This is a genomic window from Melghirimyces thermohalophilus (assembly GCF_900102685.1).
Taxonomy (GTDB): Bacteria; Bacillota; Bacilli; order Thermoactinomycetales; family DSM-45169; genus Melghirimyces; species Melghirimyces thermohalophilus.
The window spans coordinates 48,173-63,628 of the sequence record NZ_FMZA01000004.1; the positions used below are offsets into that span (position 1 = coordinate 48,173).

General features: G+C 53.8%; 16 protein-coding genes and 1 pseudogene. 4 read left to right on the forward strand and 13 right to left on the reverse strand.

Annotated features, from left to right (window positions below; genetic code table 11):
* Positions 1 to 27: 27 nt before the first annotated feature.
* Positions 28 to 684, reverse strand: a complete 657-nt coding sequence (locus BLP91_RS03750) for a flavin reductase family protein (protein ID WP_091566830.1) — start codon at positions 682 to 684, stop codon at positions 28 to 30.
* Positions 685 to 701: 17 nt separating this feature from the next.
* A pseudogene (locus BLP91_RS03755) lies at positions 702 to 1,036 on the reverse strand (homogentisate 1,2-dioxygenase); the annotation flags it as partial.
* Positions 1,037 to 1,392: 356 nt separating this feature from the next.
* Here BLP91_RS03755 and BLP91_RS03760 point away from each other — a divergent pair.
* Positions 1,393 to 1,938, forward strand: a complete 546-nt coding sequence (locus BLP91_RS03760; RefSeq protein ID WP_176757798.1) for a LysM peptidoglycan-binding domain-containing protein — start codon at positions 1,393 to 1,395, stop codon at positions 1,936 to 1,938.
* 275 nt (positions 1,939 to 2,213) lie between these two features.
* On the opposite strand, the gene mobB is transcribed toward BLP91_RS03760, so the two are convergent.
* From mobB to BLP91_RS03800, 10 genes are all read right to left on the reverse strand, one after another.
* The gene (gene mobB / locus BLP91_RS03765; RefSeq protein ID WP_091566834.1) at positions 2,214 to 2,720 is read right to left on the reverse strand and encodes a molybdopterin-guanine dinucleotide biosynthesis protein B; all 507 of its coding nucleotides are present in this window, start codon (positions 2,718 to 2,720) and stop codon (positions 2,214 to 2,216) included.
* Positions 2,720 to 3,958, reverse strand: a complete 1,239-nt coding sequence (locus tag BLP91_RS03770) for an MFS transporter (RefSeq protein ID WP_091566836.1) — start codon at positions 3,956 to 3,958, stop codon at positions 2,720 to 2,722. The genes mobB and BLP91_RS03770 overlap by 1 nt, the downstream gene beginning before the upstream one ends.
* A gap of 133 nt (positions 3,959 to 4,091) precedes the next feature.
* A complete protein-coding gene (locus BLP91_RS16585; RefSeq protein ID WP_176757799.1) occupies positions 4,092 to 4,244 on the reverse strand; it encodes a hypothetical protein in 153 nt (50 codons plus the stop codon).
* A gap of 154 nt (positions 4,245 to 4,398) precedes the next feature.
* Positions 4,399 to 4,911: an adenine phosphoribosyltransferase gene (locus tag BLP91_RS03775; protein ID WP_091566838.1), complete on the reverse strand. Its 513-nt coding sequence runs from the start codon at positions 4,909 to 4,911 to the stop codon at positions 4,399 to 4,401.
* 12 nt (positions 4,912 to 4,923) lie between these two features.
* Positions 4,924 to 7,257, reverse strand: a complete 2,334-nt coding sequence (recJ, locus tag BLP91_RS03780) for a single-stranded-DNA-specific exonuclease RecJ (RefSeq protein WP_091566840.1) — start codon at positions 7,255 to 7,257, stop codon at positions 4,924 to 4,926.
* Between the two features lie 88 nt (positions 7,258 to 7,345).
* Positions 7,346 to 7,480 carry a hypothetical protein gene (locus tag BLP91_RS17235; RefSeq protein ID WP_281220364.1) on the reverse strand — a complete coding sequence of 45 codons (135 nt, stop codon included), beginning with the start codon at positions 7,478 to 7,480 and terminating at the stop codon, positions 7,346 to 7,348.
* A gap of 151 nt (positions 7,481 to 7,631) precedes the next feature.
* Complete coding sequence (locus BLP91_RS03785) at positions 7,632 to 8,546, reverse strand: cation diffusion facilitator family transporter (RefSeq protein WP_091566842.1); 915 nt, start codon at positions 8,544 to 8,546, stop codon at positions 7,632 to 7,634.
* A 78-nt stretch (positions 8,547 to 8,624) separates the two neighbouring features.
* A complete protein-coding gene (gene secF / locus BLP91_RS03790) occupies positions 8,625 to 9,533 on the reverse strand; it encodes a protein translocase subunit SecF (protein ID WP_245662095.1) in 909 nt (302 codons plus the stop codon).
* A complete protein-coding gene (secD, locus tag BLP91_RS03795) occupies positions 9,523 to 10,764 on the reverse strand; it encodes a protein translocase subunit SecD (RefSeq protein ID WP_091566844.1) in 1,242 nt (413 codons plus the stop codon). The genes secF and secD overlap by 11 nt, the downstream gene beginning before the upstream one ends.
* Before the next feature lie 93 nt (positions 10,765 to 10,857).
* Entirely contained in the window at positions 10,858 to 11,151 is a 294-nt protein-coding gene (locus tag BLP91_RS03800) for a post-transcriptional regulator (protein ID WP_245662096.1), read from the reverse strand.
* Positions 11,152 to 11,438: 287 nt separating this feature from the next.
* Here BLP91_RS03800 and spoVB point away from each other — a divergent pair, with 287 nt between their 5' ends.
* Positions 11,439 to 13,019 carry a stage V sporulation protein B gene (gene spoVB, locus BLP91_RS03805; protein WP_245662098.1) on the forward strand — a complete coding sequence of 527 codons (1,581 nt, stop codon included), beginning with the start codon at positions 11,439 to 11,441 and terminating at the stop codon, positions 13,017 to 13,019.
* Positions 13,020 to 13,092: 73 nt separating this feature from the next.
* Here the strand turns inward: spoVB and BLP91_RS03810 are convergent, their stop codons facing one another.
* Positions 13,093 to 13,779 (reverse strand): DUF421 domain-containing protein, encoded by a 687-nt coding sequence (locus tag BLP91_RS03810; RefSeq protein ID WP_091566845.1) that lies wholly within the window; start codon positions 13,777 to 13,779, stop codon positions 13,093 to 13,095.
* 246 nt (positions 13,780 to 14,025) lie between these two features.
* Here BLP91_RS03810 and BLP91_RS03815 point away from each other — a divergent pair, with 246 nt between their 5' ends.
* Both BLP91_RS03815 and BLP91_RS03820 read left to right on the forward strand, forming a co-directional pair.
* Positions 14,026 to 14,433, forward strand: coding sequence for a TIGR04086 family membrane protein (locus BLP91_RS03815; RefSeq protein WP_091566847.1), 408 nt, complete (start codon positions 14,026 to 14,028; stop codon positions 14,431 to 14,433).
* A 126-nt stretch (positions 14,434 to 14,559) separates the two neighbouring features.
* Positions 14,560 to 15,435 carry a phosphatase PAP2 family protein gene (locus tag BLP91_RS03820; RefSeq protein ID WP_091566849.1) on the forward strand — a complete coding sequence of 292 codons (876 nt, stop codon included), beginning with the start codon at positions 14,560 to 14,562 and terminating at the stop codon, positions 15,433 to 15,435.
* Positions 15,436 to 15,456 lie beyond the last annotated feature (21 nt).

Here is a 15,456-nt window from a genome sequence, read left to right on the forward strand (position 1 = left end):
GGCACCTCCTGTGAGGCGCCGATGTTTTTATGATCTGCTGGATTTACTTTTCTCGCGCTCCTGCCATTCCTTATAGCTGAGACGGCGACGGGAGAAGGTTTCGCCTATTTTCCCGAAGGAGAGACCGGCGAGACGGCCCACAGGATCCAATGTTTCGCTATCGATCCGCCCCTGCTCATACAGATCATCCCGGACATGGAACAGCGCCACTTCGCCGATCACCAGATCGGCATTGGGTTCGGCCGCCGTTCCACCCATCGATAGGATCTGATGAAGACGGCATTCCATCTGGATTTTGGATTGAACAATCCGGGGAACTTTCACTTTTTGACCAGGAACCACATCAAATCCAACGGCCTCCGCTTCACTCATCTCCGGCGGGAAGTCGGTAGCACACTGGTTCACCTGTTCCACATTCTCCCCATCCACCACCTGGATCACGTACTCCTTATAAGCCGCAATGTTGCGGGCCGTATCCTTTTGAACACCTCCCGGCTTGCGGTTGACGGTGACAGCCAGCATCGGCGGATCGGAGCTGACCACAGTGAAAAAGCTGAAGGGGGCCGCATTCACCTTCCCCTCCTCGTTCAGAGAGGTGACGAAGGCGATGGGTCGGGGAAGGACGCTTCCGATCAACAGCCTGTCGTTCTCTTTTTTGGCCTGATCTTTTGGATTGATCTGCACCTGGATCCCCTTCCTATTTAAGCATGATCGTCGGGCAACCAACTAGTCAAATACTGTGGATCTTCCACGTTCCGCGCCGCCTGGGTCACGTAGAGGGGACGGAAGGTGTCGATCATCACGGCCCATTCTTCCGTCCTTTTTTCCCGATGCTGGCTTCCGCCTTAACTGGATGGGGACCGTGGGGAAACCCACTGGGATGGAGGGTGATCGAGCCTTTCCGCACCCCTTTCCGGCTCATAAAGTTGCCTTCCACATCGTATAACACTTCATCGCTGTTCACGTTGCTGTGCCAGTAGGGGGCCGGGATCGCTTCAGGGTGGAATGGTACCCAAGCGATGATAAAAGGGCATAGTCCCGATTCCCCCTTTTCATTGCAATCATTCCCAACCCATTGTGCAAAACTCCAAATCCTCGCACATAAGGGCACCGCATTTACAATTTTTCGTTTTCCTTTATGTCTGCGGGGCATCTATACAGAAAAGGGGCAACGAGGGAACGGGCCCACGGTGAAGAAGGTGTACGGACTACTAACAAGGGTCAATGCGCCTGTGGTATCGTTGCCGCAAGCAGCTTGACCTTTTTTTACATCTCTTCAACCTCTACATCCAAACCCCATCAGGGAAGTTCAGGTGATCTCCTGGGGCAATGACCACTTTCTCCCGTTTGCGCATAGAATGGAACATCTTTCTTACGGGAGATGATCCACAGATGATGTCTGCTGACAGCCGATGGTATACGGTACGGGATGGTGAGACCCTAGCTGCGATTGCGCAACGGGTGGGAACCCCTCTGGATCGACTGATGCAAGCCAATCCCCACCTGCAAGGAGAACCCCTGCCGGGACAAGTGATCCGGATCGCGGACAACGGCGTGGATATGCCCTGTTGTCTGGTGCTGCCACCAGTTCATCCCGGAGCCGATTATCCATCCGGGGTTTCCCTCATTCAAAGGATCACCACCCCCTTTGGCAGCACTCGGACCCGTGTGGCGATTCTGGCATACGGGTTGCCTCATCCCGCTTCATGGGGTCCCTTTGATCAATATGAGGGATTTGCCCAGGTACCCGGTGTGATCAGTTGGCGGTTTCGGCTGTATCCCACCCCGGAGCCGGATGCCCCTACCTGGGCGGGACGATTTGACCATATTACGGCCCGACTCACCCCGGATACCCGGGTCCAGGTACGGCTCAGTCAATCGACAAACCAGGACTTGGGCCCCGTCCTGTTGGAAAACACTCTGAACAATTGCATCTGACGGCCCGTCATTCGATATTTTTGTTTTTAGGATATCAAGCCTCCCAACCGTTTCACCGCCATCAACGAAATGAATTCGCGTGTTTTTACTTTGAAGTGATTTGATCGAACGCCGTCGGATAAGGAATTAGATGGTCGTCACCATAAGGGAACAATCCAAATAAAAAAACGCTGTACCAATTCATGACCGCGGAATCGATAAAATCTTTACTTAATATCGAAAAATAAACGACCGTTTCGACTTCGGTTGTTTTGGGGCCAGAAAGGAAATTTCCCCTATTTTTTCAGGCCTGCCAGCTGTTTCACCGCCATCGCCACACCTTCCACATCATCCCGTCGAAATTGTTGAACCCCCGCCCCTTCCATGGGAACAGGGGTGACCACACCATGGACATGGGACAATTCTTGAACTAGGGAGAGGTGGGACTGTTCCGTCGCCATCACCAGCTTCGGATGCGAGGCATATTTAAATCCTTCCACCAGCACTAGATCCTGCTCCTGATAATGGATTAAAAGCTCATCCAGGCAAAGGGGGCGGGGAAAGATCAAGGCCGTCTGATTGGCAGCGGTAATCGCCACCGGATCCGCCCCCGCCTGACGGTGCAGCCAACTATCCTTTCCCGGCACATCGAACTCCAGGTTCCCGGCGTGACGTTTGATGCTGCCCACTTTCCATCCTTCTTCCGACAGCCGGGAAAGCAGGCGGGTGATCAAAGTGGTTTTTCCTGTGTTGGAAAAACCGACGATCTGAACAACCGGGGGAATCCTTCGATCCATTGGCATCAGTAACCCTCCTTAACAGGGATTCTCGACGATTTTTCCATCCCGATAAGAAGCAGCAAAACAGCGACCATCATCCCGGCCAACACCAACCAGGCCGGGGTGTAACCTCCCTGATCCACCACCCAGCCAAACAGCGGCGGGCCCAGAATGACGCCCCAAGAACCGATGGAAACGCTGAAACCGCTGGCCATGCCCGCCTGTTCCCGGGGAACCGACTCGGTGGCGGCGTTCATCCAGATCCCGTTAAATCCGGAGATGGAGAAGCCAAACACCACCACCAGCAGTAGAAACAAAAAGTACGGCACGTGTGGCGGCAACAGAGCAAAGATGACGCTTAATACGATCGTGATCAGCGTGATCCCCATCAACACGACCAAGCGCCGTCCCCCTAACAACCGATCGCTCACCCAGCCCCATATAATCCGGCCAGCAGACCCAGCCACCTCAGATACCACCAGGAGCGTGCCCGCCACATACAAAGGATATTCCAAGTGTTCATAAGCAAAAAAGACCACATAAGTACTGAGAACCAGGTTTCCCATGTTGAGCCCGACGGCGGCCAGGCTCAGCCACCACAGTGGACGACTTTTGGCCAGGGGACGAACCGAATGAATCAGCGAAACGCCTTCGTTTTTCTTTCTCGGCGCGGCCTCTCGGGAATCCCGGTACAGGAGATAGACGAGCACGCCGACCCCACCGGTACAAAGAGCAGCGGCAATCAAGGATTCCCGCCAACCCCAGGTCATGGCCGCCGGAAGCAAGATCAGTGCGGCCAAGGCGGACCCTGCCGTCACTCCCGTCTGCTTGATTCCCATCGCCGTCCCCCGCCTTTGCTGGGGGAACCAATAGATGATCCCCCGGTTGGTCACCGGGTGCATCCCGCCGTAAGCAAAACCGCCTACAACCACAAAGAGAAGCAACCAGCCGAAAAAAGGAACGCCTGTCACCAGTATAAAACTGGCCGCCGCTGACAGGCACAAGATCAGGAGCATGATCCGTGAACCGTATCGATCGGCAAAATAGCCCGATGGTAAATTAAAAAAAGACTGCCCCAGAAAAAGAGCAGCAGGCAACATCCCCACCTGTGCCTTCGTAATTGACAGGTCCTTCTCGATAAGCGGCCCCAACGGCGCCAACCCCCGTCCGAGAAAGGCGACTGCCACCTGGGCCGCCAGGAGGATTCCCAGCATCTTCCACGCCCGATAACTTTCATAAGGCGCTCCTTCACTCGACTCCATTCCTCTCCCTCCCTCATCATGACCTTACCACGATTCTGCCACGATGTCTTTTATCAACGAAAAAACAAACCATGCACTGAACAGCGCATGGTCCATTCACCAGGATATACGGCCCCGGGACCAGAGGAATCACTCAGAGCCCGGCGATCCAATTTAATCGAACTAAAACAATATACGAAATCAGGGTGGCTCCCCAGAGTCCCAAACCGATCAGGATTCCATACAACTCCGGCTCCTCCAGATTCTCCACATCCTCCGAGATGAAATCCTCTTTCTGACAGTCCAAGGCCGACACCTCCCTGTCTCCCGTTTTAAAATAGGATTCTTCTTTCTAATCCTATTCGGCATTTTCTCCCTGCATCCTCCTTATTTTTCAACATTGCAAAAAACCCCCATTCCTGTAAAAGGGAAAGGGGGTGGTGCTGGATTCCGTCTATATATCAGTATTGGATCAAGGTATAGATATCGAGGTCCGGTAACTTGGCCCGGCCATGGAGATAAGTCAGCTCGATCACAAAGGCGGCGCCGACCACATCCGCTTCCAATTGGCGAACCAGGTCTAGGGTGGCGTTGACGGTACCTCCGGTGGCCAACAAATCATCCACAATCAGCACCCGCTGGCCGGGGCGAATGGCATCCTTGTGAATCGCCAGCCGATCCTTGCCGTATTCGAGGCTATACCCGGTTTCCACCGTTTCACCCGGCAATTTTCCCGCCTTACGGACCGGGATAAAGCCGACACCCATGGCGTAGGCCAAGGGTGTGCCCACCACAAAGCCGCGAGCCTCTGGACCGATCACCAGATCGATCTCCTTGCTCTTCAACTGTTCCACCATTTGATCGATCGCTGCGTGAAAAGCTTTCCCATCCTTCAAGAGAGTGGTGATATCCTTAAAATTGACACCCGGTTGGGGAAAGTCTTGAATCAACCGGATTTTTTCTTTAAAGTCCATGTTTGCTCCTCCTCATTTCGGATCACCCGAAATCACCGAAACCGTTCTCTGACAAAGTTCTTTGTATGAAGAATAAACAAAAGCATGTTGGACCTGTTCCCGTTCCTGCTGTTGGCAGTAAAGATGCGATTCGCTCAAGGGGCGTTTGGCAGGTTGCGGAACCACGTCCAGCTGATGGTCGGTAAGGTGTACAAAGCCCAGTTCATCAAATACCCGCAGCATAAAAGCCACCCCCCGTGGGGACAGTCCCGTTCGTCGCGACAACCCTTTAAGCTCCGAAGGAACCTGATACTGCTTTTTTCTCAGCAAATATGCGTACAGACGTTTAAATTGTTCACGGTCAGGCGTGCGGGCTAAGCTGCCGTCCAATTCCGCATCCCCGAAGGCGAAATATACCCGTTTTACATCGGAACACTTCTGAAGCAACCGGTTAAAAGCTTCCACTGACGGAGGCAGATCGACCAAAACCAGCTGATGAACAGGGGGAAGGGAGGACATTTCCTCTATCTTTCCCCACAATAAGACCCGGGATGTCGATAGCCAGTTGGCGGCGCGGGGTTCCTTCCGGAACACAAAAACGGATCCGGACTGTGCAGCCAAGCGCCGGAACTGATCCGACTTATCCCGGTTGCTCCTCCAGTCAAACACCTGCAGATGAGGTACCGCGATATCCCTAATGATCAGCTGAGGAATCCGCCGATTGTTCCACTCGTTGATGGATAGCTCCCCTAACAATTCCGGTGCGGCGGAGGGCGCTATCTCTTCGGCCAGTTCCCCCAACCGAAAACCCACCGCCTCTAAGACACGATCCCCATCTTTTAAGGTCAGTTTCAGATGGTTTTTTTCCCTACCGATCAACTGCATCCGGGAAAGGCCCGCTCCCGTGATCCGGAACTGAGGCGTCGGATTGCCCACACCGTAAGGGGCTAACCGTTCCAACTCCTGGATCAGGTCCACATCCACATCGCCGATTGTCAAGTCGGCCTCCACTCGGGACAAGGGGATATAATCTTCCTCCTGCAGCCAGTCCCCGGCGATCTGATCCAGCCGGCGGTGCAGTTTGAGGAGGTTTTCCCGAGGAAGGGACATGCCAGCCGCCATTTCGTGACCTCCAAAGTGGGGCAAGAGATCGGCACATTCCGTCAATGCCCGATACATATCCAGACCGGCGATACTCCGAGCCGAACCCTTGGCCATGCCTGTTTCTTCGTCGATCCCCAATACGATCGTCGGACGATAATACTTCTCCACCAGCCGGGAGGCGACAATTCCGATCACACCCACATTCCATCCCGGGGCTGCCACCAGGATAAAACGGCGGTAGCGGTCGGGATCCGCCTCCACCATCGCCGTCGCTTCCCGGGTAATCTCTTCCACCAACTGTTGTCGCTCCCGATTCAATCGGTCCAGCTCTTCCGCCATGGACTGGGCTTCTTCCCGGTCTTCGGTCAGCAACAGTTCCACAGCAATACCGGCCGACTCCAACCGACCGCTGGCATTGATCCGGGGACCGAGGGAGAAACCGACATGTCCGGCCCCGACGGGAGGTTTCACTCCAGAAGCTTCCATCAAAGCGGTTAGACCCGGGTTTCTCTGCTGATTCATCCGTTCCAGACCCAGCGAGGCGATGATCCGATTTTCATCCAACAGCGGGACCAGATCAGCAATTGTCCCCAATGCCGCCAGGTCCAACACTTCTTCCGGGAGGGAGCCCAAGAGGGCATGGGCCACCTTTAGCGCCACCCCCACCCCTGCCAGCATGTCAAAAGGATATGGGCAACCCGGCTTTTTGGGATTGATCACCGCATAAGCATCGGGCAGAATTTCTGGGGGTTCGTGGTGGTCGGTAATGATCAGGTCCAACCCTAACTCCTTCGCCACCTCGGCTTCCGCCGCAGCGCTGATACCGGTATCCACCGAGATTACCAGCTGTACCCCTGCCTCCTTCGCCTGTTTGAGCGCCTCTTCGTTGAGACCGTATCCTTCGGTAAAGCGGTTGGGTATGTAATAATCGACGTCTGCGCTGAGGCGCCTGAAAACCATCATCATCAGGCTGGTGCTGCTAACGCCGTCCGCATCGTAGTCACCATAGACCAGAATTCGTTCCCGCCGGTCGAGTGCTTCCCGAATTCGGGCCACCGCCTCCTTCATCCCGTCCAGCAAAAACGGATCGTACATATCCGAACCATCCGCCTGAAGAAACTGACGGGCTTGTTGCGGCTCGGTCAGTCCACGGTTGGCCAGGAGACGGGCGATTAGAGGATGCACCTCCAATTCCTCCGCCAACTGTCGGATGAGAGGCTCTTTTGCCTCAACCGGCTGCCATCGTGTTTTCGATCGTAGCAATAGGGAACCACCTCCCTTGCCGTTTTTTATTATAGCATACCGAAGTTGACCCGGAAAAAAGGAAGTGACAGACAAAATCACTTCCTGTTTAACCGATGGATTCAGTTATCTCCGTATGTATCGCATTCATCTTTTCACCAAAACCATCCGAAGAGGGGATGGAGATCATCACGAGACCTTCCAACAAGATCTCTTCCCGATGCAAAAACATAGCTTTACTCATGGGTATCCACTCCTTCTTTTTGTTTTTTGACAACCCAGCAATAAAAGGCTTGGGCAAGGAGTGGCTTCGAGAAGAACTGGTTGAATGTCGTCTTGATAATATCCTTCAATTTGTTCTTCGTTAGCCCAAGCTGTTGTTACTAGTGCTCCTTTCAAAAATCATCCTGCTGGTGATGTTTCGAGCGGTAGGGGTTGATGTGAACAAAAACGTTGGAGACATGATGAAAATCTTTCATCAGTCGCTCCTTCACTTCTTTTCCCACCCGATGCCCTTCTTCTACTGTGATTCCAGGTTCCACCGCCACCTTCACATCGACGATCACGTAAAAGCCGTGTTCTCTGGCCAGCAATTCATCCACCCGCAACACCCCGTCCACTTTGGCGGCGGCTTCCACCAGGTCCTGGGCATCCTCATCATGAAGCACATGGTCCAAGGTGTTGTGAATCGACTCTTTCGCCAAATGATAAGCCATGCGCAGAACCAACAGGGAGACCAATACCCCTGCGATCGGGTCCAGATAAAGCAAAAAGGAGATCCCCCATCGTTCCCCCAAAACCGCACCGCCGATCCCCACCAGGGCTGCGATGGAGGAATAAACATCGGACCGGTGTTCCCAGGCATTGGCGATAACCGCCTGACTGCCGATGCGCTTGCCTAGGCGATATTTGTATTGGAACATGCCTTCCTTGGCCAGCATTGACACCAGGGCGGCAATCACCGCCAAACCGCCCGGGGCTTCGATAGGTTCAAACAGTGCTTGAAAGGATTGATAACCGATCTCCAGGCCCACCACCCCAAGCAGGACGGACACGATGATCGCCGCGATGGATTCCGCTTTTCCATGGCCGTATGGATGATCTTTGTCCGGCGGCACCTTGGCCACACGGACACCGATCAGCACAGCCAAGGAACCGACCACGTCCGAAGCGGAATGGACGGCATCCGCCAACAAGGCCCGGCTGTTGGCAATCAGACCGATACTCCCTTTCAGAATCGCCAACAGGAGATTACCGACAATCCCGACCCATGCCCCCCATTCCGCTTTGCGTACCCGTTCCCGATCCATCGTTTCATCTCCCGAAAAATGGAGCCGCGGGAATCCCGCGGCTGTCTCCATTACAGTTTATGGCCGGTACACCATTTTTTATTCGGCAGTCTGGGCTTTCATTTTTTCCTTCGCCATCGAGCGCCACTTCCAGGTGATCCAGATCTGGCTGGCGATAAAGATGGAAGAGTAGGTCCCGGCAGCCAGTCCCATCAGCAAGGCTAAGGAGAAGTAGCGGATACTCTCCCCGCCGAAGATAAACAGGGCAGTGGCAGCAAAGACCGTGGTAAAGGAGGTACTGAGGGAACGGACCAGCACCTGCCCGATACTGTCGTTGACCGTTTTTTTCAGCTCATCCCAGGTTTTCGGCTTATTAAAATTCATGTTCTCCCTGATCCGGTCATAGATGACGATCGTATCGTTGATGGAGTAACCGACGATGGTGAGTATAGCGGCGATAAAGACCAAATCCACTTCCCACTGGAAGATGGAGAACATCCCGATCACGAACAACGCATCGTGAAGCAAAGCGATCACTGCCGATACCCCAAACCGGTATTCAAAGCGGATGGTGATATAGAGGATGATCGCCAGCGCGGCCAACAACACGGAGATGATGGCATTTCGCGCCAGCTCCCGCCCGATCACCGGGTCCACCTTCTGCTCATTCACCCCGACGTTCTTATTGTATTCCGCCTGGAATTTCTTTTCGATCTCGCCTACCTCATCCGGTGACAACACCTGACTGGTGCGGAAGACAAGAATATCGTCGTTGGTTCCCGCTTTGCGAGCATCGGGACTGTTGTAACCTAGCTCCTCCAAATAATCCTTGGCCACTTCTAAGTTGTATGCCTGACCGATGTTGACATCGACACGGGTCCCGCTGACAAAGTCCACACCCAGGTTGAGCCCCTGGAACATGAGGGAGAGCAACCCCGCCACCAGAAATACTGCGGAGGACAACATAAACCATTTTCTGTGCTTGACAAAATCCAGCTTATAGTTCACCGATTTCACTCTCCTTCACACCAAACCAGCCGGGATGGCGGAACAGATTGGACCGGACCAACAGATTCAACATGATCCGGGACAAGGCTACCGCTGTCAGGAAGCTGACCACGATCCCGGTGATGAGAGAGACGGCGAAACCGCGCACGCTGGATGTCCCGAAGTAGAACAACACGGCCGCGGCGATGATGGTGGTGATATTGGCGTCGAGAATGGTCAGGAACGAACGACGGGAACCGGCGCGTAAGGCCGACGAGATTCTCTTCCCGTAGCGCATCTCTTCTTTGATCCGCTCATACATGATGATGTTAGCATCGACGGCCATACCCACCCCTAGGATTAGCGCGGCGATCCCCGGCAGGGTGAGAGTCACCTGCAAGAGGGAGAAGGCGAGCAGCACCAGATAGGTATAGCTGATCAGGGTGAGGACCGCCACCAGCCCGGGCAATCGGTAATAACCGATCACAAAGATAAAGATGATCAAAACGCCATAAAGGCCTGCTTCCACACTTTGTTGAAGCGACTCCTTCCCTAGGGAGGCATCGACAGCGAAACTATGTATCTCCTTCAGATCGACGGGTAGCGCACCAGCATTCAACAGCTCTGCCAACTCCTGAGCTTCTTCGGCGGTGAAATTGCCGCTGATGATGGCTTCCCCGTTGGGGATCGCTTCCTGAATCACTGGAGCGGACAACTGCTGCTCGTCCAGATAGATCGGTATCGGCTGGCCGATATATTTTTGTGTCAGCTTTTTAAATTTATCCGCACTTTTAAACTGAACGGTGACCGCAGGCTGACCGCTCTGATCATAATCCTGTTTGGCCCCGCCTTCTTTCAGATCGGACCCATCCATCAAAACCTTCTTTCCGTCCGGCGTGCGGAAGGTGAGTTTCGCCGGCTTACCGAGCACTTCCCGGGCTTTGTCCTGATCCTTCACCCCGGCTAGCTGCACCCGGATCCGGTCCTCCCCTTCCACAGTGATCTGGGGTTCCGTCACCCCCAAAACGTCGATCCGTCGACTTAAGGCCTGAGCGGTGTCCTTCAGCGTATTTTCCGTGATTTTCTGCCCTTTTTCCTGGGGCTGGGCTTCGTACAGAACTTCAAAACCGCCTTGCAAGTCCAACCCCAAAGTGATATCCTGGGCCACCTGTTTTCCGGTCAAGAGAACCGTTGCCAGGATAGCGATCACCAGCAGGGAAAAGATCACGATCTTCCCCTTGCGAACCCTCATGCTGACCTTCCTCCTTCTCTTCGAAGACAACCATGCCCATTATCCCAATACCGAGAAAATATGTCAATTTATGGGATACAAAAACACAGGCGATTATTTTTCCTCGCCTGTGTTTTTGTATACGCTCACCATCAACCAGTTCATAAACCGCGTCGCTTTTAAGGATAAAATGTCGTTAACCAACCGGTTCAGCCTCGGCCAACCGCTGCGATAGCTTTCGGAAACACAGGCCCAGACCTGTTCGCCGGTCACATTTTCATATCCGTAATAACGGAACTCCGCCGCTTTACTGTTACACAGGTCTTCAATGCACTTCATCAAATCCGACTCGCTCAAAAGCTCCACCGACTGCTGGCGCCGGTTGCTGACGGGTTTCAGATTTGCCAACCCCTCTCCCTCCTTTGCACAGAATGAGAACCCTTGAAAGCATAAAGGCCCGGGACCGGCGGGCGATCCCATCCGCCACCCGGGACTTGTCCACGGTGGGGTGCTCCCCCGTGGATCGAGTAACGAACCTGCCAACGATTTGTATCCCTAGGATCAATTATATGGCCGCGGCGCGTGAACAGCAAGGGCAAGTCCCGGATCCAGCCTTTCTTTCAGTCATGAAGCTGGGGGACAGGCGCATAAGCTTGTATCACAAGCAAACTGCGGAAAAAGAAGGGGGTCCGGTTTTGACCAAACAGACATTTTTGCACGGAACCCTGATCTTAGTCGGTGCCGGATTCGTCACCAAGGTCCTGGGGTTTGTCTACCGGATCGCACTGTCTCGGTTGATCGGGGATGAAGGGATGGGTTTGTTTCAGATGGCCTTCCCGATCCTGATCTTCATCATCACCATCACTACCGGGGGCATTCCGGTCGCCATTTCCAAACTGGTCTCAGAAGCCGAAGCGAAACGGGATGAACAGCGAATCCGATCCATCCTGATCGTCTCCATCCTCGTGGTCATTTGTGCCAGTCTCTTCTTCACCTTACTCACACTGGTGGGAGCTCCCTTGATCGCCCGCACCCTTTTGACAGACGAACGAGCCATCTATCCCCTGATGGGCATCGCTCCAATCGTTCCGATCATCGCTGTCTCCTCGATTTTCCGGGGCTATTTTCAAGGACGGCAGCATATGAGTCCCTATGCCATCTCTCAGATTGTGGAAACGATCACACGTATCTTTACCGTGATCATGATCGCACGCCTGCTGTTGCCCTATGGGGTGGAATACGCCGCCGCCGGTGCCATGATCGGGATGGTGATCGGCGAGTTTGCCGGCATGCTGTTTTTGCTCCGTTCCTATAAAAACGATCCGAAACGTCCCCCTCTCCGCTTTAAGCCAAGGGAGTTGTTTCAATGGAAACAATGGGGCCGCTTCCGGGAAACAATCATGCGGTTGATGCGATTGGCCGTTCCAGTCACGGCCAGCCGGACCGTCGGGTCCCTCTCCTACGCCGTGGAACCGATCATCGTGTCCCAGAGCTTAGCCATCGCCGGTATCTCCGTGGCGGCTTCCACAGCCCTCTACGGACAGCTGGAGGGGATGGCGATCCCACTCCTCTATTTCCCGGCCTTTATCACTTATGCCCTGTCTGTCTCCCTTGTCCCCGCCATCTCCGAAGCTGCCGCCAAAGGAAAGCACCGGATGGTGGCCCACCGGCTCAACCAGGCCATGCGCCTCGCCCTGGTGGTGGGCGGCCCCTGTGCCATCATCATGTTTGTGTTGGCGGTTCCGTTAACCGACCTTTTATACCACAACACCTCCGTCGCCCGGCTGCTGCAGATCATGGCTCCCTTCGCCGTCTTCCTCTACTTGCAGGGACCGTTATCCGCAGTACTGCAGGGATTGGACAAAGCGAAGGATGCCATGCGCAACTCCATTTTCGGGGCAGTAGTGAAAACGGCGCTCATCTTTCTATTGGGCTCCCAGCCCTTTCTAGGTATCGACGGGGTCGTGATCGCCCTTAACTGCGGTCTGGTGATCGTCACCGTGTTCCATTTTCTCAGCGTGATGCGCTACACCCCCTTTCCCCTGATGGCGGGAGATCTTTTAAAGTTGGCGCTGGCGGTGGGGGCAATGGGTTTTGTGGCTCACCTGGTCTTTATCCATGCCGCCGGACAGATGTGGATGCGCATCCTTCTCTCCCTTACCACCAGTGTCGCCGTCTACCTGATCGCATTGGTGGTTCTCTCCCTCTTAAAACAAGACGACGTCAGGCGGATCCCCTACATCGGCCACTGGCTGGCAGCCTTTCTACCGCGCTAGAAATAAGAAGGACCGGGCCGCCCAAAGGGTCCCGGTCTTTTAACTTTTGACTATACATCGATTGAGTTGCTCCTTATTGATCATCCCGGGGATCGATATAGAGCCTTCCGGTGTGGTCTACGCTGACGAAGAAAACCTGATTCAGGTCTTGGTAGCCGTACTTTTTCAATTGCTCCTCCAACCAGAAACGATCCTTGCCGATCTCTCGAAGGGAGTCTTCCTGAACTTCCCGGTCGATCACCAAGGGGATGGGTAGACTCATCATGCGAGGAAACGGCGGGGGGCCCAATACATCCTCTTTTTTGACCGCTTCTTTCTCCGTTTTGGGGAACACACTCAGCTTCCCTGATGTTTCCAGAATGGCGAATTCCACGTCGTCTACATTAGCCACGTTTTTTTCCCGCAGTTGGACCAGGAGATCATCCATGTTGTACCGATGTCTGCGCATCTCTTCTTCCTGAATTTTTCCGTTGCGAATCAAGTATGTCGGTTTTCCGTCTACGAGATGGCGGATCGTGGCACTTTTCAGGGACAACCAGGAGAAGAGGATCTGTGCGCTCATCATCACCAGGATCGGGACCAAGCCGCTGAAAAAGGGCATGTCGGTATTCTCGATGGACAAAACTGCAAAATCAGCAATCATGATGGAGACCACCAGATCGAAAACAGAAAGTTTGCCGATCTCCCGCTTTCCCATCAACCGCAAAACGATTAAGACAAACAGGTAGATTAATAAAGAGCGGAACAGCATGGTCCACATCGGTCCAAACCCCTCCCCCCATAGGCACTTCAGACTTAGTTTTTGCCACTCTGCCTGCGTTATATTTTTGAAGGATTTCCCATATCCAGTGGAGAAGAGGCTTACCAGCGATAAAGATCAGCTATCCTCATGGCCCGTTCCGCTGCTGCCACAGGAACCCACCCTCCCGGCATTTGCCGTTAAGCCGCGGCATAAAAAGGAAGACACGCTCATACCCATGTACAAACACCGCCGGGAGGTGCACTGATGAAACAGCAACAGCAGTCCAATATAGGTGAATCCACCCGCCCCTATTTGCGATCCCCGCTGCTCACGGGAGTCACTGTCGTCTTGGGAACGGTTTTGGTCGGATCGGTTCTGACGACGCTGCTCCTCCGTTTCACAGGAATCGCGGAAGCTTCCCTCCCTTATTTTACTTACGCCATCAATGGCATCGCTCTTCTGTCCGGAGGATGGATGGCCGGAAGACGAGCCGGTCAGAAGGGATGGATGTACGGGGGAATCACAGGGATCCTGTATGTTCTTATTGTGCTGATCATCGGTTTTCTGGCTTTTGACGCCACGATGCGAGTACAGCCCTTCCTTTTTACCGTTTGCGCAACTGGGCTGAGCGCCTTGGGGGGAATTTTCGGTGTCAACACCGACCCACGCTGATGCTCATGATTCAACACACGGCTTTTGTGGAACTCTTTTCTTACAAAAACCATCCGCTTCGGTTTTCCTCTTTAAGCCGAAGCCTTTCTTTTATGCCGAACCTTATTCAGCCAAGTAGTGTGAGCCGTGTTTCAATCCACCATCACCCTGCTGGCTGCCAGTCTCATCACGTTCCTGGTCATTCTGTTTTACTGTCTCCGGCAAAATCCCTTCCCGGTAATCATCGCCTGTACCCGGGATCTGGTGCGCCATCGGCTGATGCTGTTTCACCTTCTCGGCGGGAGCAGTATCCTGGTTATGAACAAGCTGGAATTGATGTTGGAACCGGAACTGAGGGAAGAAGTCAACGATTGGACCGCGTATATCCGGGCCTTCGAGGAAAACGTCACCCCGCTGGTTCAGGAAATGTTTCAGCATCCGATGCTGACCCAGGTGACGACCTTTTTCTATGTGGTCGTGTTTAGTGTGCTGATGTTTGTCTCCCTTCTCGTTTATCATCGCGAAGGAGATTTCCGTTCTTGGTATGCCCTGGTCTACGGGATCAGTTGCAATTACTTTTTGGCGATTCCCTTTTTCCTATTCGCCCCTGTTATGGAAGCATGGACAAGCCATCCGGACATCCAGTTTTTGATACCTGAGGTGTATCCGCGGTTTGAGCTAGAGTACCGCTACTTCTCCGGCATGGACAACTCCTTTCCCAGTCTCCACACATCGATTTCGGTGACAATGGCGATGATCGCCCTTCATTCCGAAAACCGAAGGCTGGCCGGGGTCAGCCTCTTGTCGGCAGGTGTGATCTTATTGTCCATCCTGTATTTGGGGATCCACTGGTGGGTCGATCTGATCGGAGGATTCGTCCTGGCTTCCATCAGTGTCGGACTTGCCTTCCGTTTGGGGGTGCTACCGCTGGGAAGTCATCAACTGAAACTACGTGCCCACAGAAAAAACCTCGGAACCTATGTGCCACCTTCCCTGATCGTACCGCTGTTGGATCGAAAGTAGAGAAACATCGTTTGTACAGAT